The 19721-nt window shown below is 67.1% G+C and carries 22 protein-coding genes; 13 read left to right on the forward strand and 9 right to left on the reverse strand.

The genetic code is table 11. The annotated features are described in order from the left end of the window. Positions 1 to 58 precede the first annotated feature (58 nt). From BM337_RS06220 to BM337_RS06240, 5 genes are all read right to left on the reverse strand, one after another. A complete protein-coding gene (locus BM337_RS06220; RefSeq protein ID WP_089814959.1) occupies positions 59 to 919 on the reverse strand; it encodes a CheF family chemotaxis protein in 861 nt (286 codons plus the stop codon). Positions 920 to 1056: 137 nt separating this feature from the next. After that, positions 1057 to 1458, reverse strand: coding sequence for a HEPN domain-containing protein (locus BM337_RS06225; protein WP_089814960.1), 402 nt, complete (start codon positions 1456 to 1458; stop codon positions 1057 to 1059). Beyond that, entirely contained in the window at positions 1451 to 2101 is a 651-nt protein-coding gene (locus BM337_RS21370; protein ID WP_218155513.1) for a nucleotidyltransferase domain-containing protein, read from the reverse strand. The genes BM337_RS06225 and BM337_RS21370 overlap by 8 nt, the downstream gene beginning before the upstream one ends. Positions 2102 to 2274: 173 nt before the next feature. Next, a complete protein-coding gene (locus BM337_RS06235; protein WP_089814962.1) occupies positions 2275 to 3138 on the reverse strand; it encodes a CheF family chemotaxis protein in 864 nt (287 codons plus the stop codon). Positions 3139 to 3213: 75 nt separating this feature from the next. Continuing rightward, a complete protein-coding gene (locus BM337_RS06240) occupies positions 3214 to 4029 on the reverse strand; it encodes an undecaprenyl-diphosphate phosphatase (protein ID WP_089814964.1) in 816 nt (271 codons plus the stop codon). Between the two features lie 141 nt (positions 4030 to 4170). Here BM337_RS06240 and BM337_RS06245 point away from each other — a divergent pair, with 141 nt between their 5' ends. Then, positions 4171 to 5313 carry a mechanosensitive ion channel family protein gene (locus BM337_RS06245; RefSeq protein WP_245778615.1) on the forward strand — a complete coding sequence of 381 codons (1143 nt, stop codon included), beginning with the start codon at positions 4171 to 4173 and terminating at the stop codon, positions 5311 to 5313. Positions 5314 to 5352: 39 nt separating this feature from the next. On the opposite strand, the gene BM337_RS06250 is transcribed toward BM337_RS06245, so the two are convergent. Next, positions 5353 to 5706 (reverse strand): nuclear transport factor 2 family protein, encoded by a 354-nt coding sequence (locus tag BM337_RS06250; protein ID WP_089814965.1) that lies wholly within the window; start codon positions 5704 to 5706, stop codon positions 5353 to 5355. Positions 5707 to 6136: 430 nt separating this feature from the next. On the opposite strand from BM337_RS06250, the gene BM337_RS06255 reads away from it, so the two are divergent. After that, positions 6137 to 7444, forward strand: a complete 1308-nt coding sequence (locus BM337_RS06255; protein ID WP_089814967.1) for a tRNA pseudouridine(54/55) synthase Pus10 — start codon at positions 6137 to 6139, stop codon at positions 7442 to 7444. A 123-nt stretch (positions 7445 to 7567) separates the two neighbouring features. Here BM337_RS06255 and BM337_RS06260 read toward each other — a convergent pair whose 3' ends face one another. After that, on the reverse strand, positions 7568 to 9526 hold the full coding sequence (locus tag BM337_RS06260; RefSeq protein WP_089814969.1) for an ABC transporter ATP-binding protein: 1959 nt from the start codon (positions 9524 to 9526) through the stop codon (positions 7568 to 7570). 171 nt (positions 9527 to 9697) lie between these two features. Between BM337_RS06260 and BM337_RS06265 the strand changes: the two genes are divergently transcribed. Continuing rightward, positions 9698 to 10156: a hypothetical protein gene (locus BM337_RS06265; protein ID WP_089814971.1), complete on the forward strand. Its 459-nt coding sequence runs from the start codon at positions 9698 to 9700 to the stop codon at positions 10154 to 10156. 84 nt (positions 10157 to 10240) lie between these two features. On the opposite strand, the gene BM337_RS06270 is transcribed toward BM337_RS06265, so the two are convergent. Continuing rightward, on the reverse strand, positions 10241 to 10666 hold the full coding sequence (locus BM337_RS06270; RefSeq protein WP_089814972.1) for a type IV pilin domain-containing protein: 426 nt from the start codon (positions 10664 to 10666) through the stop codon (positions 10241 to 10243). 142 nt (positions 10667 to 10808) lie between these two features. Here BM337_RS06270 and BM337_RS21005 point away from each other — a divergent pair, with 142 nt between their 5' ends. The 9 genes from BM337_RS21005 to BM337_RS21010 all read left to right on the forward strand — a co-directional run bounded on the left by BM337_RS21005 (position 10809) and on the right by BM337_RS21010 (position 17758). Beyond that, positions 10809 to 10970 carry a hypothetical protein gene (locus tag BM337_RS21005; protein ID WP_177227215.1) on the forward strand — a complete coding sequence of 54 codons (162 nt, stop codon included), beginning with the start codon at positions 10809 to 10811 and terminating at the stop codon, positions 10968 to 10970. 51 nt (positions 10971 to 11021) lie between these two features. Further along, positions 11022 to 11450 carry a DUF488 family protein, N3 subclade gene (locus BM337_RS06275; RefSeq protein ID WP_218155514.1) on the forward strand — a complete coding sequence of 143 codons (429 nt, stop codon included), beginning with the start codon at positions 11022 to 11024 and terminating at the stop codon, positions 11448 to 11450. 168 nt (positions 11451 to 11618) lie between these two features. Continuing rightward, complete coding sequence (locus BM337_RS06280) at positions 11619 to 12635, forward strand: ABC transporter substrate-binding protein (RefSeq protein WP_089814975.1); 1017 nt, start codon at positions 11619 to 11621, stop codon at positions 12633 to 12635. A 26-nt stretch (positions 12636 to 12661) separates the two neighbouring features. Beyond that, complete coding sequence (locus BM337_RS06285; protein ID WP_089814976.1) at positions 12662 to 13474, forward strand: ABC transporter permease; 813 nt, start codon at positions 12662 to 12664, stop codon at positions 13472 to 13474. Next, positions 13465 to 14235 carry an ABC transporter ATP-binding protein gene (locus BM337_RS06290; RefSeq protein WP_089814978.1) on the forward strand — a complete coding sequence of 257 codons (771 nt, stop codon included), beginning with the start codon at positions 13465 to 13467 and terminating at the stop codon, positions 14233 to 14235. The genes BM337_RS06285 and BM337_RS06290 overlap by 10 nt, the downstream gene beginning before the upstream one ends. A gap of 77 nt (positions 14236 to 14312) precedes the next feature. After that, entirely contained in the window at positions 14313 to 15320 is a 1008-nt protein-coding gene (locus BM337_RS06295; protein ID WP_089814980.1) for an aldo/keto reductase, read from the forward strand. Positions 15321 to 15529: 209 nt separating this feature from the next. Continuing rightward, positions 15530 to 17038: a phosphoenolpyruvate carboxykinase (ATP) gene (locus BM337_RS06300; protein ID WP_089814981.1), complete on the forward strand. Its 1509-nt coding sequence runs from the start codon at positions 15530 to 15532 to the stop codon at positions 17036 to 17038. A gap of 82 nt (positions 17039 to 17120) precedes the next feature. Beyond that, positions 17121 to 17555, forward strand: a complete 435-nt coding sequence (locus BM337_RS06305) for a VanZ family protein (RefSeq protein ID WP_089814983.1) — start codon at positions 17121 to 17123, stop codon at positions 17553 to 17555. A 56-nt stretch (positions 17556 to 17611) separates the two neighbouring features. Next, positions 17612 to 17758: a hypothetical protein gene (locus tag BM337_RS21010; RefSeq protein ID WP_177227217.1), complete on the forward strand. Its 147-nt coding sequence runs from the start codon at positions 17612 to 17614 to the stop codon at positions 17756 to 17758. Between the two features lie 57 nt (positions 17759 to 17815). On the opposite strand, the gene BM337_RS06310 is transcribed toward BM337_RS21010, so the two are convergent. Beyond that, on the reverse strand, positions 17816 to 18820 hold the full coding sequence (locus BM337_RS06310) for an NAD-dependent epimerase/dehydratase family protein (RefSeq protein ID WP_089814985.1): 1005 nt from the start codon (positions 18818 to 18820) through the stop codon (positions 17816 to 17818). A gap of 110 nt (positions 18821 to 18930) precedes the next feature. Here BM337_RS06310 and BM337_RS06315 point away from each other — a divergent pair, with 110 nt between their 5' ends. Then, on the forward strand, positions 18931 to 19689 hold the full coding sequence (locus BM337_RS06315) for a sugar phosphate isomerase/epimerase family protein (RefSeq protein ID WP_089814987.1): 759 nt from the start codon (positions 18931 to 18933) through the stop codon (positions 19687 to 19689). The last annotated feature ends 32 nt before the right edge of the window (positions 19690 to 19721 follow it).

A 19721-nucleotide genomic window follows, 5' to 3' on the forward strand; every position in this document is an offset into this window, starting at 1 on the left:
ACGGCTCGCTCCGCTCGCCGTTCGTACTTAAGCTGCTCCTCGCTACGCTCAGACCAGCCTACTGTTCTCCCATCTTCTCCCCGGCAACCCGCCGCCCCTTCGTCGTCAACGCAACTTCCGTCCGCTCGCGACGGAGACTGATCGCCTCCAGTTCGATGAGGCGGTCGAATATCTCCTCGGTCTGGTCCACCGAGATACCGACGAAGCTCGGGACGTCGAACGGAGAGATACCGGAGTACAGCGCCATGATCACGCGCCGCTCCGTGCTCGACAGGTCCAGGTCGGCCCGGTTTCGCTCGGCGCTCTCCTCGAGCATGACCTGCAACACGGTGGCGTGGAAGTCGTCGCCGGCGAGGTGGGTCTCGACGCTGATGTCGTCCTGGGTGTGTTCGACCTCGATGACGGTGCGCTCCTCGCCGGAGACGGTCTTGTCGTCGAAGGAGAGGTCGCCGATGTCGGCGCGTTCGATGGGGACCGCCTGGCCGTCGGCGAGCGCCAGCTGCAGCGCCTCGTCGGTCACCTTCATCCGCCCCTTGGTCCACCCGGCGTTCTGGACGACGCCGCCCTCCACGGCCGGGTGCTGGACGAGGATGATCTCGCCGTCGAGCGCCGCCCGGTAGAGGTCCGTCTCGAAGGACTCGTGCTCCTTGGCGGTGACGAGCAACACGTTGTCGCCGAGGTGGAGCACGACGTAGTTCGACACGCTGGCGCTCTGCTGGTTGACGTCGAACCGGTCGGCGATGCGGTCGATGGCGGACAGGGGGAACTGGCGCTTCTCGTCGGCGATGAGAACCAGGCGCTCCGTGGTCAGCACTATCCGGCAGGTCTGCCAGCTCGCGTCGGTGAGCCGCTGGCCCTTCTGGACCGCCTGCAGGTACTGGCCCTGTGTGTCCGTGATCTTCTTCTCCGTGTCACTCATGATACGCGCGTCGTGCGTCTCTGCGGAGGTAGCCCAGTCGGGGGAATATAACTTCCGCCCCCATTTTTGCGAGAGAGAATGGGGCCACCGATCGGTCGTCGTCGAGACGCGACGTCGACGCACAGACGCGAGGGTACTCACTCCGAGGCGTCGCCCGCGACGGACCGCATCGCGTCGAGGAACGCGCTCGTCCGGCGGACGAGTTCGTCCGCGTCACGGTCGACAGTGCCCGACCCGTAGTCGGCCCTGCGCCGATACGTCTCCACGTCGTTCAGGAACCGTCCGTGTTCGCGTTCGACGACACCGGGCTTGATCAGCTCTCGACCGAGTAGCGTCTGGACCGCTCCGTGTGACTGGGGATCGAACCCCCTGGCGTACAGCGCTGCCTGTGCCGCGTGGAAACAGCAGTAGTACAGGCGGTTCACGACGGTACTCTTCGAGATGCCTACTTCGTGCGCCTTCCTGGCGTCGTCGAGCATCTGGACGGCCTGCTCGAACTCGCGGTCGACGTCTTCCCGCGCCACGTCGTCGTCAGACACGTCGAACGCCCTCTTCGACGACGGTCCGGGCGAACGGCTCGCCACGGTCTCTTCGCTCTCGGAACTCCTCGCCCCGTAGCGTGTGGACTTCGACGACGACGCCGTGGTCCAGCTGGACGTCGTAGGCGATGTCGAGCAATCGGTCGTCGACGGCACCGAAGTCGGCGTCGTCCGCGACGACCGCCAGCACGTCCACGTCGCTCTGCTCAGTCTCGGCTCCCCGGGCCACGGAGCCGAACACGTAGACGGCCTCGATTCGTTCGTCGAGTTCGTTCTCGACCGCCTCGACGAAGGCGTCGGCTGCACGACCGTGCGCTCCCTCCGGGCCGTCGGTTCCAGTCGTCGTCTTAACGTTTCTCGGCCGCTCTGGGTGGTCTGTCGTCTTCTCGGCTTGGGCGTCATCGACCGAGCCAGTATCCGGTGCCAGCGCCCAGTACGGGCTCCGGTGGCGGACCAGCCCGCGCTCTTTCAGACGTGTCAGGTTGGTCCCGACGGTCTCGGGGTCCGCGTCGATGGCGGTGGCTATGTCCGACCGGGTGTACGCTCGGTCAGGATTTCGCCGGAGGAATCGGAGGATGCGCTCGCTCGTCGGCGGGGCATCCAGCGATTCCCCCGTCTCGAAGCGCTCGATGTCGATCGGCACGGTATGGTGTTATTGGTGTTCGGTTGTAATAACCGTTCGTCCGTTCTCGTTTGAGCCCTCTCAGAACTGACGTGATTGGGACCAGGCTTCGCTGTGTTCGGAGCAGCCTACTGCTCGCGGGTCGTTCCTCCCCGCTCGCACGCAAGCTGGTCGCTCACTGCGTTCGGAGCAGCCTAGTTCTCCGACATCGCCTCACTCGCCATGTTCCGCCCCTGGGCGTTCAACGCGACCTCGGTCCGCGTCCGCACCTCGTCGACGGCGCCGACGTCGAGTAGTTTCTGGTAGATCTCCTCGACCTCGTCCACGGGAAGGCCGACGAAGTCCGCCATCTCGAAGGGCGAGACGCCCGAGTACAGCGCCATCAGCACCTGGTTCTCCGTCTCGGTGAGTTCGTAATCGCCCTCGCGGTCCTCGATGACGCGCTCGAACAGCGACTGGAGCGCGGTGGTGTGGTGGTCCATCCCCGAGAAGTGGGTCTCGACGCTCCGGTCCTCCTCGTCGGTGTGCTCGACCTCCAGCACCGTTCGTTCCTGGCCCATGACCTGCCGCGTCACCGTCTCGATGGTCCCGACGTCCTCGACGGCGAAACTTGTCGATCCGCCGCCGGGGAACCCCAGCGATATCGTCTCGTCGTCCAGGCGGAAGCGAGTCTTGCGCCACTCGCTGTCGTCCTGGACGACGCCACCGACGACAGCGGGGTGGTTCGCCAGGATGATCTCGCCGTGGAGCGTCGCCCGGCAGTACTCGCGCTCGAAGTCCGAGATGCCCGTGGCGTCGAAGAGGACGACGTTGTCGCCGATGCGGAGCGGCGTCGCGCCCGCCGCGTCGACGCCGTCCGGGACGACGTCGTCGTCGACGATCTCGATGTTAGAGTGGGGCAGCGTCTGCTTGCCGCTGCTGTTGGCGAGGACGAGCCGCTTGCTGGTCATGACGAGACGACAGGAGTTCCACTGCGGGTCGGCGACTGGTTCGCCGTTCTTGACGGCGTAGCAGTAATCGCCCGCCGTGTCGACCAGTTTCTGTTCGTCCTCGCTCATGGCCCGCCGTTCACACTGTGGATTGTCGTTCGGCGCTATATATGTTCGCCACCGCGGCGGCCACCCCTGGTCCGCTCAGACGATTAACAGCGCGCCGCCGAAAACGCCGAGCGAGCCGAAGCCGACGCACACCGCCCAGAAGGGGACCCGGCGGACGAGCGCGACGAGCGCGCCGACGGTGAGGTAGCCGACGACGGCGCTGACGGCGACCGCGAGGACGGCGGCCGACGGCGAGATGGCCGGGACGCCGTCGTCGACGAGGACGAGGACGTTCGCCGCCAGCGCCGCCGGAATCGACAGCAGGAAGGAGAGTCGAAGCGAGGACTCGCCCTCGTGGCCCCGGAGCAACAGCGCGCTGACGGTGGTTCCCGAGCGCGAGACGCCGGGGAGGATAGCGAGTCCCTGGAGCGCACCCACCAGGACGGCGTCGAGCCAGTCCGGCGTAGCGCGCGGGTCCAGCGCGACCGACTCCGCGAAGCGCTGGAGGAGCCCGGTCAACACGAGCAGGCCGCCGACGAGGGCGACGAACGCCCCGCCGGTCAGGTCGTTCACGAGCGCGTCGAGCAGGACGTACGCCGGGAGGCCGGTCACGCCCGTCGCCAGCGTCGCAAGGACGAGGAAGGACAGGTCGGCGCGGTCGCGGTCGAAGGCGGTCCGCGGACGCCACGATGGCACTTCCCGGAGGACCGTTGCCACCTCGCCCCGGTAGTACGCCAGCGCCGAGAGCGCGGTGCCGGCGTGGAGAAAGAGCGCGAACCGGGTGGCGACGGCGGGCGAGGCGCCGGTGAGCCCGGTCACCACGATGGCGACGCCCCCCTCGCTGGAGACCGGGAGCCACTCCAGAATCCCCTGGACGACCCCGAGGAGGACGGCGATCAGCGTCTCGTTCATGGACAGAGGCGTGTGTGGCCGGGTAAAGGTCATTCGGTCCGAGACCCGGCACCTGATACCAGCGACGGCCGCCCTGCCGCCCAGTGGCCGAACGCACCTGACGGCGTAGCTATATACTCCTGGCACCTTCCCGAGTGCAAGATGCAATCGAACGGGACGCTGGGGACGATGTGGGAGGGGATTGAGGGCCTGCCGGACTGGCAGGGATTCCTCGTCGTGGTCGGCGGTGCGGTTCTGACCGCCGCCCTGCTCCAGATAGCCGGCGACCGGTACCTCAAGCGGGTCACGGCCCGGATTCCGGGGGAGGTGGACGACGTCGTCCTGCGAGGCGTCCACCCCGCGCTCTACCTGACGGTCGCCATCGGGGGCGTGTTCGTCGGCGTCGACCTGTTCGACCTGGCCGAGACCGACGCCGCGACGCTCGAGGCCGCGGTCCTCTCGCTCGTGACTGTCATCTGGCTGGTGACGCTGGTCCGCGTCGGTCGGAAGGTGTCGAACGCCGTCACCGACAACCGCTACCTCGACCGGCAGGTGGTCCCCATCTTCCAGAACGTCTGGAGCGCCGTCGTCGTCGGCGTCGCCGGATTCCTCCTGCTCACCTACTGGGGCATCGACGTCACGCCGCTGCTGGCCTCGGCCGGCGTCGCCGGTATCGTCGTCGGCCTCGCCGCCCGCGACACCATCGCGAACTTCTTCGGGTCGCTGGCGCTGTACGTCGACGGCACGTACAAGGTCGGCGACTACGTCGTGCTCGACTCCGGCGAACGCGGCCGCGTCGAGGACATCTCCGTGCGCTCGACGGTCATCAGAACGCGCGACGACATCCTCATCACCGTCCCCAACGCCACGCTGAACAACGCGGCCATCGTCAACGAGTCGACGCCCCGACGGAAGCGCCGCATCCGCGTCCCCGTCGGCGTCGCCTACGGCAGCGACCTCGACGAGGTCGAGGAGATTCTGCTCGACGTCGCAGCATCGACGGAGAGCGTCCTCGACCGCCCCAGCCCGCGCGTCCGCTTTCGGCAGTTCGGCGACTCCGCCCTGGAGCACGAACTGCTGTGCTGGGTGCCCAATCCGGCGCTACGGGCCCGCGTCACGCACCACCTCAACAGGGGGATCTACCAGCGGTTCCAGGAGGCGAACGTCGAGATTCCGTTCCCGCAACGCGACGTCAGGTTGTCGTCGGCCGCCGCCGGTGGCGAGGACGGGACGGCGTCGCCCGCCTCGACCGACGGAATCCAGGCTAATAGCGACGTTCCGGGGGACCCGCGGGTCGACTCCTGACCGTCCGAACGAGGTCGTCGACGGGCAATCGCGCCGGCCCTACGCGTCGTTGAGGTAGACGGCGATTCTGGTCATCGCCTCGTCGTCGGCGTCGAACTCGAAGACGTCACAGAAGTCGGTCTCGACCGGGCCGTCGTCGCTCTCGCCGGTGACGGTGCCCTCCACGGCCGTGGCGTCATCGCCGTGGACCAGGTTGGTCAGCTCGTGGTCGGTGTCCGAGAGTCCGCGGAGTTCGTTCATGTACGTCTCGAAGCCGGAGAATCCCTCCAGTGGGCCCGAGAGCGATTCGAACACCACGTCGTCGGCGAGGGCCGGCCGAACGAGCTCCAGGTCCTCGGCGTCCATCGCGTCGAAATACGCGTCGATCAGTTCGGTTCGGTCTGCTTCTGACATGCCCGAACCGTCGTCTCGTGGTCCAATAAGCCCTTGCGTCTCGACCGTGGAACTCCCTGGAATCAAAACATTGGCCGAGAACCGTGACGTCGAAAGCCCTCGCGGCGCTCGACCGCTCCGGGCCTCGCTGCGCTCCAGTGGGTGCTTACTTCGCCCGGGAGGGTTCGACCGCCGCTCGCCCTTTCAGTCCACCAGGGTCTGCTGGTGACCACACGAGATTCCTGGTGGACTGAAAGGGCGAGTGTGGCTCCGGGAACCCGGACCCGACAAGCACCGCAGGTCGAAGGCCGAGGAGCGCAGTACGGGTCCCGGGACTGGAGCCACACGAGGGCTTTCGGGGTCTTCGCGTTATCGTCGTAACTCATCTGTACAGTACTACCACAGCTAGCCTTCGAAACTGAATTACCGGCCGAGCCCGTTCCGTTGTCCAATGACGATACTCGAAGACGCGCGCGCGGCGCTCGACACCGGCCCCCTCTGTGATCCCTGTCTGGGCCGGCCGTTCGCCGACCGCAGCTTCGGCCTCACCAACGCCGAGCGAGGGCGGGCGCTCCGGACGACGCTGGCGCTCGACGACGACGAACCGTACGAGGCGAGCGAGGACTGCTGGGTCTGCGAGATGGAGACCGCCGAGTACGACCGCCTGGCCGAACGCGCCGCGGCGGCCGTCCGGGGCTACGAGTTCGAGACCTACCAGCTCGGGACGCGCGTCCCGCCGCTGCTCGAGGAGAACGACCACCTGCTCTGGGAGGAGGTCGGGATCGACGACGACGAGGGCGAGGCGCTGAAGACGGAGTTCAACCGCGAAGTCGGCAAGCGCGTCGGGGAGCTGACCGGCGCAGAGGTGGACTTCGAGCGCCCCGATATCCAGTTACTCCTCGACCTGGCGACCGACGAAATCGAGGTGAACGTCAACTCCGCGTTCGTCTACGGCCGGTACCGCAAGCTCGTCCGGGACATCCCCCAGACCGAGTGGCCCTGTAACGAGTGCCACGAGACGGGGATCAAGCGCGGCGAGGAGTGTCCGGGCTGCGACGGGACAGGCTACCGCTACGACGAGAGCGTCGAGGAACTGACCGCGCCAGTCGTACTGGAGGCGATGGACGGCGAGGAGGCGGTGTTCCACGGCGCCGGTCGTGAGGACGTCGACGCGCTGATGCTCGGCGGCGGGCGGCCGTTCGTCATCGAGGTCAAGCAGCCCCGCGAGCGGGACGTCGACGTCGAGCAGTTGCAGGAGGACATCAACGAGTTCGCCGACGGGAAGGCCGAGGTCGAGGGCCTCCGCCGGGCGACCTACGACATGGTCGAGCGCGTCAAGGGACACGAGGCCTCCAAGACCTACCGGATGGACGTGGAGTTCGACGAGCCCGTCGACGAGGACCAGCTACTGGCCGCCCTCGACGCGCTCGAAGGCGCGACCATCGAACAGGAGACGCCCCAGCGCGTCGACCACCGGCGCGCGTCGCTCGTCCGCACGCGCGAAGTGTACGCCGCGGGCGGTGAACTGGTCGACGACCGCCACGCGGACCTGGAGATTCACGGTGCCGGCGGGCTGTACGTCAAGGAACTCGTCTCCAGCGACGAGGGACGGACCGAACCGAGTCTCTCCGGCGAACTCGGCGTCGACGCCGTCGTGACCGCGCTGGACGTCCTCGACGTCGAGGGCGAGGAGGAGGCGTTCGAACAGCCCGAGTTCTTCCGCGACGGCGACGGAACCGCGTCCGGCGAGTCGGCGTAAGCGCCGCTTCGACCGGCGAGTCGGCGTACGCCCGCCCCGACATACCGTCGGTCGTAACGGTTTACCGGTGTTCGAGACCCCACGGTTGCGTCGAAGTGCGGCTACGGATTGGGACCGACGGTATCAGTCGTCTCCGTCGCCGGGCTGTGGCGAGTAACTCGCCGCCCGGTCGAGGAACTCCTGGGGGAGCGCGTCGACCTCGCCGACCTGGACGCGCCAGAGGGTGGCGTAGAGCCCGTCGCGGGCCAGGAGGTCGTCGTGGGTGCCGCGTTCGACGAGTTCGCCGTCGTCGAGGACGAGGATCGTATCGGCGTGGCGAACCGTCGAGAGCCGGTGGGCGATGGCGAACGTCGTCCGGTCCGCGACGAGGTCGCGCAGGCTGTCCTGGATGACTGCCTCGGTCTCGTTGTCGACGTGGGACGTGGCCTCGTCGAGGATCAGGATTTCCGGGTCCTTGAGGACCGCGCGGGCGATGGAGACGCGCTGGCGCTGGCCGCCCGAGAGCTTGACGCCGCGCTCACCGACGGTGGTGTCGTAGCCGTCTTGCAGGTCGACGACGAACTCGTGGGCGCCCGCTGCCTTCGCCGCCGCGACGATCTCCTCGTCGGTCGCCCCCGGTCGGCTGTAGCCGATGTTCTCCCGGACGCTGCCGTAGAACAGGTACGGCTCCTGGCTGACGTAACCGACGGCGTCGCGCAGACTCCGCAGCGTCACGTTTCTGACGTCGCGGCCGTCGACCCTGACCGCGCCGTCGTCCGCGTCGTACATTCGCATCAGGAGCTTCATCAGCGTCGTCTTGCCGGCGCCCGTCGGGCCGACGAGCCCGACCATCTCGCCCGGTTCGACGTCGAAGGAGACGTCCCGGAGGACCTGCTCTTGCTCCCCGTCGGTGGTCTGGTAGCCAAAACTCACGTCGTCGTACTCGACGCGGCCAGCGACCTCGTCGAGGTCGGCCGCGTCGTCGGCGTCGGTGATCCCCGGCGGCGTGTCGAGCAGGCCGACGATGCGCTCGCCGGCGGCCTCCGCGTACTGGTAGTCGTTGATGATCTGTCCGAACTGGCGCATCGGCCACATGAACCGCCGGGTGTACAGCAGGTACGTGACCAGCAGGCCGCCGGTGAGTCCCGGACCGTTGAAGAAGGGCAGGGGCGGACCGAGCAGGCCGCGGTTCACCATCACCCAGTAGCCGCCAACGAGGAAGGTGGCCATGTAGCCGGCGGCGGTGAGCAGTCGGAGCGTCGGCCAGAACAGGATGCGCGTCGAGATGGCGTCCCACTGGGCGTCGAGATAGCTCCGGGAGGACTCGGCGACGCGGTCGGTCTCGGCGGCCTCCGTGGTGTAGGACTTGACGACCTCGATGCCGCCCAGGTTGTTCTCCAGCTGGGAGTTGAGCTTCCCGACCGCCGACCGGACGGACTGGTACTTCGGGTGGATGCGCTCGACGAACACGTAGCTGGCGTAGCCGAGTGCGGGGATGATGACCGCCGGGATGAGCCCCAGTCGCCAGTTGAGCGCCAGCATCACGGCGCCCATCCCGCCGACGCGGAAGACGATGCCGATACCGGTGTTGAGGCTGTTCGTGAGAAAGCCCTCGAGCTGGTTGACGTCGTTGTTGAGGATGGACATGACCTCGCCGGTCTGGCGGTCGTCGAAGAACGACAGCTCCCGGCGCTGCATCGCGTCGTAGGCGTCGACCCGGACCGCGTGCTGGAAGTGCTGGGCGAAGCCGTTCCACGCCCAGCTGTTCACCCAGCCCAGGGCTGCTCCCATGACGTACGACCCCCCGAGGATACTGGCGAGGAGGACGAACTGTCCCATCGGCTCATCCGGGAGCACGGCCTGCGGGACGTACGGGAGCCGGAACGCGCGGTCGTCGAGGAGGAACGAGTCGATGGCCACGCCGAGGAGGAAGGCGGGGAGGAGCTCCATCAGCGTCGAGAAGACGCTCGCCAGGCCGCCGACGCCGAAGCGCACCCGCTCGCCGCGCCCGTACTCGCCGAACAGGCGAACCATCGCGTTCCCGTCCTCGGCCCGGAGGTCCTCGAACTCTTCGTCGCCCCCCTTCCCGGGTCCCGGTGGCATGTCACTCGGTAGCGAGTCGGTTCGGAAAAACCTACCTGTCTGGTCAGTCAGGGCGAGCGGTGGCCGCGTTTCGGCCCCTGCTCGCCGAAGTCTGGCCCGGTCCGCCGAATCGTCAGACGCCCGTACGACGTCGGTGCAAGAGGTTTAACCCGGGAGGTTCATGGCGGGGACATGAGCGTGGATTCGCCGACGAGTGAGGGCGACGGATCGCCGGGGCGCGTCACCTGTTCGCTGTGCGGGCATCGACTCGGCAGTGCCGGCCGGTTCGCCAGTTTCTACCCGACCGACGACCGGTCCGCCCCGGCGCCGGCGGCCGAGGACGGCGTCGTCGCGGTCTGTGCGGACTGCACCGTCGAGGTCGACGAACTCGTCGACGCCTGGGCCGGCCACGACGCCCCGCCGGTCGCCGACGAGTGGTCCATCGGCGCCGGCTACCGCCGCGTCGCCGAGGACTGTAGCTTCTGTGACCGGGCCGTCGACGGGGACGCGGTGCTCGGCGTCGAGTACTTCGACCGCGAGGCGGCCTACGGCGGTGGTGACGGTCCCCACGCAAACTTCTCGCTCTGTGACGGCTGCGCGACGGTCTTCGAGGAGTTCCTCGACAACGTCGGCGGTGACGGCGGCGTCTGAGAAGCGCCTGCGGAACTACGAGACGGTCCCACATCGACTGCAGCGGGCACTATCTGCGAACAGAGACGTCGACGGTACGAGAAATCACTCGACAGTGGTTCGTGAGAGGACCGCCGATTCGCCGTCGCCGTTCCAGACCACGCTAACGGTCGTCCCCGGGCTGGCGTCAACCGCTACCGATTCGCCAGCCGTCACCTCACCGTCTCCGTCGTCCCACGCGACCGTTCGGTCACCAGTCTCGACGCTGAGTTCGTCCGCCGGGATCGCGTCACCGCCGTCGTGAGTTATCTCGGCGGTTTCCGCAGCCGCGTCGTACTCCACGGAGAACGTGACCTGCGGCATCGCCGTCGCGGTGGACGGCTCCCCCATCCCGAGGACGAAGGACCCGATAACCGCGGCGAGGATGAGGAGCAGGATCAGCCCCACCACGACGACCACCCCACCGACTACCAGGCCGACCAGTATCTTTCCACCCGTTCCGAGTTCGTTCCAGCTGTCACGAACACCCATGGACCGAGTGTTTCCCGCTGGCACATATAACTGAACGTTCCGCAGACACCTTCGGTTGTAGCCGCCGTCCCGTCCCGCCCGCCCTGCTCTCGGGCACGTGGTCCCACGAACGCATTTGAGTCCGGGGGCCGAATCAACGGGTATGTCCTCGTCACTCGGCGGCTTCTGGAACGAACTCGAACCGACGCTGCTCATCGTCGTCGGCTTCGTCCTGTTCGTCATTCCCGAACCCGCGACGTCGACGCTCGGCGTCGGGCTCATGCTGCTCGGTGCCGCCTGGTGGTTCTACGAGTGGGGGCGGTGACCTGGTCAGACGGCACCCACAGTTATTGGCGCCGAACACCCTAGAGCGACCGTGGCTGGCACACTTACCGACACCTACGTCGCGGCCATCCAGCACGACCTCGTGGATCTTCCCGAGGGCGCGCGCCGGGTCGGCGTCGTCCGGAAGCCGACGCCCTGGTTCCACGGAGTGGTCGACGAGAACCGCCCGGCGCTGGGCCCGCCGCGGGACCTGCTGGCGGCGTTCCAGGAGCGCGAGGAGGGGTTCAAACTCGACGGGATGTGCGACGAGGGCGCGCACAACGCCGCGTGGGAGGAACTCGACTTCGCCGAGCGGTACCGGGAACACCTCAGGAGCGACGAGGCCAGAACCGCGCTCGCAGCGTTGCGTGACGCGCTCGCCGACGGCACTGACATCGCCCTCGTCTGTTACGAGAACACCGACAAGAAGCGGTGTCATCGGACGATCCTCCGCGACGTGCTGGCGGGGAGTGACGACTAGTGCCGGCACTATTCCCCGGTAGCTGCGAGCAGGGGAAAAGACCCGCGAGCGTCGGACGGGGGCTGCGGGACCGGACGGCGGGGTTCTGCGGGGGAACGGCCGTCGTAGACGGCGGTCGGACTTGCCCGGAGCGTGGTCGTCTTAAATACCCTTTCGTAAGAGAGGGACATGACGAGTGACTCGCAACGGCTCTCGCGACGTGCGTATCTCGCGGGTGCCGGCGCTGCGGCGACTGTCGGTCTCGCTGGCTGTGTCGACCTGGGTGGGTCGGACGAACTGACGCTCGCGCACATGCCCATCTTCCCCGACCTGCAGTACTACGTGATGGAGGCCGAGGGGTACCTCGACGACGTCGACGCGACGATCGAGAGTCGCGAGTTCACCGACGGACCCGCGATCGTCCAGGCGTTCGGCGGCGACGAACTCGACGTCGCCATGTTCGGCGTCGTCCCGTCGATGATCGTCATCGACCGGGGTATCCCGGCGAAGGTGACCGCGACGAACATCAAGGAGCCGATGGCGATCATGGCTCACGAGGAGTTCCACTCGATGTGGGACGAGCACGGGGCCGACGCCTTCGGCGTCTGGGAGGAGGAGAAGGGCCGGAAGTTCCGCTTCGGTACCTTCCCGCAGGGGTCGGTGCCGGACGTCCTCCTTCGGTACTGGCTCCAGTCGGAGGTCGGTGTCGACCCCACGGAGGCCGCGGAGATACTCGAGATCAGCGGCGCCAACGCCGTGTGGCAGGCCATCGCCAACGGCGAGGTCGACGGGACGTCGATCATGGAACCGGTCCCGACGCGGGCCGACCAGGAGGGCTCGCCGGTCAGTACCTTCCGGACGGCCGCCGACATCATGCCCGGACAGCCGGCCGCCGTGACGTTGATGCGCGACGAGGTCAGGAACTCCCCGGTGGCGACGCAGTTCCTCGAGGCCCACGTGAACGCGACGGAGTTCATCGACGCGAACCCGGAGGGGACGGCACAGATCGTCGAAGACTCGCTGGGGATGCCGGCCGACCAGGCCCTGGCGGCGCTCCAGGGGCCGCTGTCGAACTTCGTCACCGACCCGCACGAGATCGAGAACGGGACGGAGATATTCGCGGAGTTCGCCCACGAGAACGGCCAAATCGACGAACAGCTCTCCCTCGATCAGATATTCGACTACAGCGTCTACGAGGGCCTGTAACCGGACCCGTACCAACTATCGAGACCATGGCAATCGACGTCGGCGAAGATGTCGGACGAGGAACGGAGGACGAGGAGACGTTCGTCCCGCTCGTGGGGTGGGATCTCCGCCGCGCTGGCCGCGGCGCGATCGGGATCGTGGCGTTCGTCGTACTGTGGTGGCTGGCGTCGCTCGTCCAGCCTGCCTACGTTCTCCCGGCGCCGCCGGCCGTCGCAACGGCGTTCTACGCCGAGGCCGCCTCGGGTGCGATCACGGACGCCCTCGCGAGCAGCGTCCTCCACTGGGTTCCGGGCGCCGTCGTCGGGACGGGGCTGGGCATTCTCGCCGGCATCGTCCTCGGATGGAGCCGGCTGGCAGACGACGTCTCCGCCCCGGTCGTGCGAACGCTCCGGCCGGTCCCGCCGCTCGCGCTCATCGGCTTCGCCATCGCCTGGTTCGGGATCAACCACGTCGGCGCCGCCTTCATCATCGCCGTCGGCGCGTTCTGGATCAACTTCTACGCCACGTACGGCGGCGTCGAGGGCGTCTCGGCGGACCTCCTCGACGTCGCGCGGAGCCTGGACGTCCGGACGGACCGCGAACTCGTGCGGTCGGTCGTTATCCCCGCCGCCTCGCCGGAGATACTCACCGGCGTCAGGACGGGGATCGGTCGGTGCTGGATGCTCGTCGTCGCCTCGGAGATCTTCGGCGTCCCCGGCATCGGGCGGGAGATACTGCGGGCCTCGAACAACCTCCAGGTCGACGTCGTCATCACCTACATCCTCGTGTTGAGCGTCATGTTCCTCCTCGTGGACACGGCGTTCCGCGCGGTCCAGCGGAGGGTTCTGGCGTGGCGGTAGACGGGACCGAACCCGAGCAGGCGCGCGTCGTCGTCGACGGCGTCAGCAAACAGTTCCCCGGGGCGAACGGTCCCGTGCGGGCGCTGGCGGACGTCTCCTTCACGGTCGACCCCGGGGAGTTCATCTGCGTCGTGGGTCCGTCGGGGTCGGGGAAGACCACGCTCTTTCGAATCATCGCCGGGCTGGAGGAGGCCACCGAGGGGACCGTCTCGCTACGCGGCGAGCCGATAGAGGGCCCCGACGCGGACCTGGGGATCGTCTTCCAGGAGTACCACCTGTTCCCGTGGCGGACTGTCGAGGGGAACGTGGGATTCGGTCCCGAGAAGCGGGGCGTGCCGGCGGACGAGCGCGACCGGCGCGTCCGGGAACTGCTCGACCTGGTCGGCCTGGACGGATTCGCCGACAGGTATCCCAAGGAACTCTCCGGCGGGATGAAACAGCGCGTCGCGCTCGCACGCGCCCTCGCGCTCGACCCGACGCTCCTCCTGATGGACGAACCGTTCGGGGCACTCGACGCACAGACGAAGGCGATGCTCCAGGACGAACTGCTCGACATCTGGTCGGAGACGGGCAAGACGATCCTGTTCGTCACCCACGACGTCGAGGAGGCCGTCAGACTCGCCGACCGGGTCGTCGTCATGGGCATCGAACCGGGCCACGTCCGGGAAGTCGTCGACGTGGACCTCGACCGGCCCCGGACGCGCTCCGACGAGGCGTTCGGGCAGTACTACGAGCGGATTCTCGACCTCATCGAGTCGTAGCCACTCGCGAGTCACGGGCGCCCCGCCTGTTTCTCGTCCTGAAAAACGACTATACGGGAGCCAGCCGACGCTCACGTATGGAGTATCAGCGACTCGGCGAGACGGGACTCGAGGTATCACCGCTCTGCCTGGGCACCTGGCGCTTCGGCCAGGAGAACGACGGCGTGATGGAGACGGACCGCGAGGCGGCCCACGAGTTGCTCGACGCCTTCGCCGACCGCGGGGGGAACTTCATCGACACGGCCAACGGCTACGGCGAGGGCCGCAGTGAGAAATGGATCGGCGAGTGGCTCGCGGACCGCGACCGCGAGGACTTCGTGGTCGCATCGAAGTGCTACTGGTCGAACGTCTCGCGCTTCCAGGAGAACCTCTCGCGCAAGAACGTTCGCGCCGAAGTCGAGGGGTCGCTCGACAGGCTCGACACCGACTATCTCGACGTCCTCTACCTCCATCGCTTCGACGACGAGACGCCCATCGAGCGCACGCTCCGCACCGTCGACGACCTGGTCTCGGAGGGGAAGGTCCACCACGTCGGCCTCTCGACGGCCGACGCGTGGAAGCTCACGAAGGGACTCTGGCAGGCCGACGTGAACAACTACGAGGCCTTCACCGTCACCCAGCCGCTGTTCCACGCCGCCTACTACGAGGACGTGGCCGAGTACCTCGACGTCTGCGCCGACCAGAACCTGGCCGTCTGCCCCTACTCGCCGCTGGCCGGCGGGTTCCTGACGGGCAAGTACGAGCGCGCGGGCGACGGGACGTACGAACTCGACGCGCCCGAGGACACCCGGGCCGCCCTCGACGACCGGTTCCTGGACTTCTACGTCTCGGAGCGGGGCTGGCACGTCCTCGACGAGGTCCGGGCCATCGCCGACGAAGTCGACGCGACGCCGGCCCAGGTCGCACTTCGATGGCTGATGGACCAGCCGGACTTCGACTGCGTTCCGATCGTCGGTGCGCGAACGGTCGAGCAGCTCGACGAGAACGTCGGCGCTCTCGACGTCGAACTGAGCGACGACCAGTTCGCACGGATCGAAGACGCGCGCTACGACGACTCGGGCGCGCTGTATCAGAGTAGTACGTGAGTGATCTGCCGCTGATTTCGGGCCGTCCGATTCAGTAGCCCACGGTTACGATCGGCGACGGTCGCCGTCAGGAGCCACCTTCGTCCTGGCAGCATTTGCCTACACAATCGTTTACTCGCGGGAGAATAATTTAAAGTATGTCTGGTAATGTCCCACATTCCGGAAAATATGCAAAATATATACGGTAGGCCGCCGCAGTAGCTGACACGATGTCAGATCTCGGGATGACGGTGCAGCCACCGGCCGAAACGCTGCCCAACCCCGCCGAGGCGGACAACGTCATCTACAACCCGTCGTTCGCACAGCTCCGCGAGTTCTCGCGCGAGCTCGAAACGACCACGGAGTTCGGCTCCCCGTCGTACGTGAGCGAACACCGGTCGCGCAACGCCGACAGGACGAAGAACGCCGTCGACGACGAGTTCGGCGCCGATGACTACCGCCACGTCGAGACGGCCTACGACGCGGTCCACGAGGAGGAGATGGTCTGTCTCGACCGACAGCTCGGTCGCCATCCCGAGAACAGCTACGTCTGCCGCCTGTTCGTGCCGAAGGAGTACGGACGGATCGCACTCGCCTGGGCGAAGCTCTTCGAACCGGTCGCCGACGAGGCGAGCGAGCCGGACTTCTACACCGTCCAGCTCCCCGACCACGACGAGGTCGCCATCCGCGTCGTTCCCGATGAGGGGATGACCGCGGTCCTCGGCAGCGACTACACCGGCGAGGCCAAGAAGTCCTTCCTCCGCCTGTTCATGTTCTACGCGAAGGAACAGGGCGGCCTCGGCCTCCACGCCGGCACCAAGCGCGTCGACCTGGAGACCGAGGACGGCATGGAGACCGTCGGCCAGGTGTTCCTCGGCCTCTCCGGCACCGGGAAGTCGACGCTGACGGCCCACGGCCTCGGCCTCGAGGAGCCCGAGGAGGCAACGATGCTCCAGGACGACGTCTGCGCGCTCCTGCCTGACGGCTCCGTCGCCGGCAGCGAGGGCCAGGGCCTGTTCATCAAGACCATCGGCCTGGACGCCGACGAACAGCCCGCCCTCTACGACGCGGCGACCCACGAGTCGGCCGTCCTGGAGAACGTCGACGTCGCGGAGGACGGCACCGTCGACTTCGACGGCGACGAGTACACCACCAACACGCGCGCGATCATCCAGCGCGAGCACCTCTCTTCGGCCGACGACGAGATCGACCTCCCCGAGATCGACCAGGTCTTCTTCATCACCCGGAACCCCGCGATGCCGCCCATCGCGAAGCTCACTCCGGAAGAGGCCGCCGCCGCGTTCATGCTCGGCGAGTCGGTCCAGACCAGCGCCGGCGACCCCTCGAAGGCCGGCGAGTCCATCCGCGTGGTCGGCACCAACCCCTTCATCGTCGGCTCGAAGGGCGAGGAGGGTAACCGCTTCCGCGACCTCATCGCGGACCTCGGCGTGGAGTGTTTCGTCCTCAACACCGGCAGCGTCGGCGACCGCGACGTCGGCGTCGACGATACCGTCACTCTCCTCCGGGAGGTCTCCCGCGGCACCGTGAGCTGGGGCACCGACGACGCCACCGGCCTCGACGTCCCGACGTCGGTCCCCGGCATGGACGTCGGTCGCTTCGACGTCGCCGACGCCCTCGACGACCACGAGGCCCACGTCGAGCGCCTCCGGAACGAACGGCTCGTCCACCTCTCGAAGTTCGACGATCTCGCCGACGAGATCGAAGACGCCGTCTACTGACGGACGGCAATCGCCGCTTCCTCGAACGGCGGGACGGTCGCGGAGCGAACCACTTATTGTCGGATAGTCTCCCTGTCGAGTCATGCGCGAGGTTCGCCTGCCGCTGCTGCCGGCGTGGCTTCGGTGGTTTGGGGTAGCCGTCGTCGCCGGCGTTATATTCTACCTCTCCGTGGTCACCACGCCGCCCGCGGACCCTATCGTCGAACCGCCGGAACTCATCCCGCTCGACAAGTGGCGCCACTTCTTCGCCTACGCAGCCTTCGGTGGAAGCCTCGCCTACGCGACGACGGACTGGGGCTGGTCGACGCGACGGCTGGCGCTGCTCGTTCTCGGGACGACCGTCCTCTACGGCGTCGGCATCGAGGTCTGGCAGTCGTTCGTGCCGGGCCGGTACATGTCGCTCGGCGACGCCTACGCCAACGGTCTCGGCGCGGTGCTCGTCAGTCCGTGGTACGTCATCCGGTCCCGCGTTTCGTTTGTCCCGGTTGGGGAGTTCGTCCCGTCGTTCACAGAGTGATTCCACAACGTGTTTTCCGCTCTCCGACGAAACCTCTCACAGGGAGTTCGATACTGATGCAGATCAAACCCGACGAGGCCATTGCATTTGACGTCGCTGCGGTCGTCAGTCTCGGTGCTATCGAGGATCAGTATAGTGACGATGCGTACGGCGAGGACGACGAGTGGGCCGAGAGGCAGCCTGATCTGGGAGAAAACGCGTAGTCCGGTGGGCAAAATCTGTTGGGAATTCGGTGAATTACGGTCCTTTGATAGTCCCGGCTAAACCCCTTCGAGAAACGAGCCAGTGGCGTCGCGCCAGGCGGCGATAATCTCGTCGTCGTTCTCGCTGTCCCAGTCGTCGATTTCGTCCCGCTCCTCCAGCCACTCGATAGTGCGCCGAACACCCTCCTCGAAGGTAATTGTGTACTCGAAGTCGAGGTCCCGTCGGGCCTTGCTGTTGTCGAACACCGTCGAGAACTGGAAGTGGGCGAGCAGCATGCCGGTCCGGTCGGGGACCGCCTCGGCCAGAATTTCCGTCGGGATGTGGACGAACTCCGGATCTGGGGCGTCCATCACGTCCGCGACGGTCTCGTAGAACTGCCCCCAGGTGATGTTCTCCTCGCTGGTGACGTGGTAAGCCTCGCCGTATGCGGTCTCGTTACCGACGGCGTTGACGAAGGCGCGGGCGACGTCGTCGCGGTGGCACGGCCCCCACAGCGTCTGCCCGTCGCCGTGGATGACCACTGGCTTGCCCTGCCTGATCCGATCGAGGAAGTAGCTCCCCTGCCCCAGCGTGTGGAGGACGGTGCCGCCCTCGCCGTACGTGCACCACGGACGGATGATCGTGGTCTCGAAGTCGCCCCGGTTGTGGGCAGCCATGAAGATGTCCTCGCACTCGGCCTTGTCCGCACCGTAGTCGCTGACCGGTGGCTCCCGGGGAGCGTCCTCCTGGACGGGATTCGTGTCGAGCGGGCGATGGTAGACGTCGACAGTCGAGCAGAAGACGAACTGTTCGACCTCGTCGGCGAAGACGTCGACGGCCTGCTCGGCCTGGTCCGGCGAGAAACACACCATGTCGAGGACGCAGTCGGGGTCGACCTCGTCGCGCGCGGCGGTCAGGTCCGCCCGCTCGTCCCGGTCGCCGTGGACGAAATCGACGGTCTCCGGTACCCTGGCGTCGCTTTCACCGCGGGTGAAACAGGTCACCTCGTGCTCGGAGTCGACGAGCTGGCGCGTGATACCGGTGCTGATGAGGCCGGTGCCGCCGATAATCAGGACGTGCATACGTCCTCTGAGTGGGGACGGGGTAAAGGGTCTGTGTCACCGCGGTGATCGGTTTTCGACGAACGGTCGGGCCGCGACACCCTTTTGCGTCGACCCGCCGACGTTCCGACATGGACCGCGACTTCGCCGTCGGCGTCCAGAGCGTCGTCTTCCAGGACTACTCGCTCGCGGGACTGGTGGACGAACTCGGCGAGACCGGCATCCGACACCTCGAACTCTGGGACCGTCACCTCTCGGCCGACGACGACGAGAAGACGATCGCCGACGCCCTGACCGCGATCGACGACGCGGGGATCGACGTCTCCGGCTACGGCGTCGTGGATATAGACGACGTCGGGCAGGCGCGTCCGCACGTCGCCTTCGCCGACCGCCTGGGGGCCGACTACGTCACGGTCAACTATCCGCCCGACCGTGACGACGTCACCGAAGCGCTGATCGACCTGGCCGAGGAGTACAAGATAGACGTCGGTATCCACAACTACTCCTCGGTCCACCACGACGACCTCTCGCAGGTGTTCTCCTCTATCGCGGACGTCCGCGGCGTGCTCGACCGCTACGACCACCCGCGCCTGGGCGTCTGCGTGGACACCGGCCACTTCCTCGTCGAGGACGTCGCGCCCGACGACGTGATCAGGGACCTCGGTGAGCGGATCAACAGCGTCCACCTGAAGGACACCTCAGCGGCCGAGATCGAGGACCTCCCCGGCGCGGGACGGCTCGACCTCCCCCACCTCGTCGGGCTGCTCGACGACCACGCCGACGTCGACGCGCCGCTCGTCATCGAGTACGAACTGCCAGAAGACCGGGTTATGGAGGCGCTCGAAACTGCAGAGAAGAACGTCCGGAAGGCGATAGCAGGCGACGACTGACCGACGAACTGGCGGCCGAATCGGCCGTTCGC

It is taken from the genome of Halomicrobium zhouii (genome assembly GCF_900114435.1).
In the GTDB taxonomy this organism is placed as follows: Archaea; Halobacteriota; Halobacteria; order Halobacteriales; family Haloarculaceae; genus Halomicrobium; species Halomicrobium zhouii.

What these genes read in the sequence shown, in the direction of transcription:
- BM337_RS06220 (WP_089814959.1), bottom strand. Translation starts at nt 919, where the DNA reads ATGAGTGACACGGAGAAGAAGATCACGGACACACAGGGCCAGTACCTG.
- BM337_RS06235 (WP_089814962.1), bottom strand. Translation starts at nt 3,138, where the DNA reads ATGAGCGAGGACGAACAGAAACTGGTCGACACGGCGGGCGATTACTGC.
- BM337_RS06240 (WP_089814964.1), bottom strand. Translation starts at nt 4,029, where the DNA reads ATGAACGAGACGCTGATCGCCGTCCTCCTCGGGGTCGTCCAGGGGATT.
- BM337_RS06245 (WP_245778615.1), top strand. Translation starts at nt 4,171, where the DNA reads ATGCAATCGAACGGGACGCTGGGGACGATGTGGGAGGGGATTGAGGGC.
- BM337_RS06250 (WP_089814965.1), bottom strand. Translation starts at nt 5,706, where the DNA reads ATGTCAGAAGCAGACCGAACCGAACTGATCGACGCGTATTTCGACGCG.
- BM337_RS06255 (WP_089814967.1), top strand. Translation starts at nt 6,137, where the DNA reads ATGACGATACTCGAAGACGCGCGCGCGGCGCTCGACACCGGCCCCCTC.
- BM337_RS06260 (WP_089814969.1), bottom strand. Translation starts at nt 9,526, where the DNA reads ATGCCACCGGGACCCGGGAAGGGGGGCGACGAAGAGTTCGAGGACCTC.
- BM337_RS06265 (WP_089814971.1), top strand. Translation starts at nt 9,698, where the DNA reads ATGAGCGTGGATTCGCCGACGAGTGAGGGCGACGGATCGCCGGGGCGC.
- BM337_RS06270 (WP_089814972.1), bottom strand. Translation starts at nt 10,666, where the DNA reads ATGGGTGTTCGTGACAGCTGGAACGAACTCGGAACGGGTGGAAAGATA.
- BM337_RS21005 (WP_177227215.1), top strand. Translation starts at nt 10,809, where the DNA reads ATGTCCTCGTCACTCGGCGGCTTCTGGAACGAACTCGAACCGACGCTG.
- BM337_RS06280 (WP_089814975.1), top strand. Translation starts at nt 11,619, where the DNA reads ATGACGAGTGACTCGCAACGGCTCTCGCGACGTGCGTATCTCGCGGGT.
- BM337_RS06285 (WP_089814976.1), top strand. Translation starts at nt 12,662, where the DNA reads ATGGCAATCGACGTCGGCGAAGATGTCGGACGAGGAACGGAGGACGAG.
- BM337_RS06295 (WP_089814980.1), top strand. Translation starts at nt 14,313, where the DNA reads ATGGAGTATCAGCGACTCGGCGAGACGGGACTCGAGGTATCACCGCTC.
- BM337_RS06300 (WP_089814981.1), top strand. Translation starts at nt 15,530, where the DNA reads ATGTCAGATCTCGGGATGACGGTGCAGCCACCGGCCGAAACGCTGCCC.
- BM337_RS06305 (WP_089814983.1), top strand. Translation starts at nt 17,121, where the DNA reads ATGCGCGAGGTTCGCCTGCCGCTGCTGCCGGCGTGGCTTCGGTGGTTT.
- BM337_RS21010 (WP_177227217.1), top strand. Translation starts at nt 17,612, where the DNA reads ATGCAGATCAAACCCGACGAGGCCATTGCATTTGACGTCGCTGCGGTC.
- BM337_RS06310 (WP_089814985.1), bottom strand. Translation starts at nt 18,820, where the DNA reads ATGCACGTCCTGATTATCGGCGGCACCGGCCTCATCAGCACCGGTATC.
- BM337_RS06315 (WP_089814987.1), top strand. Translation starts at nt 18,931, where the DNA reads ATGGACCGCGACTTCGCCGTCGGCGTCCAGAGCGTCGTCTTCCAGGAC.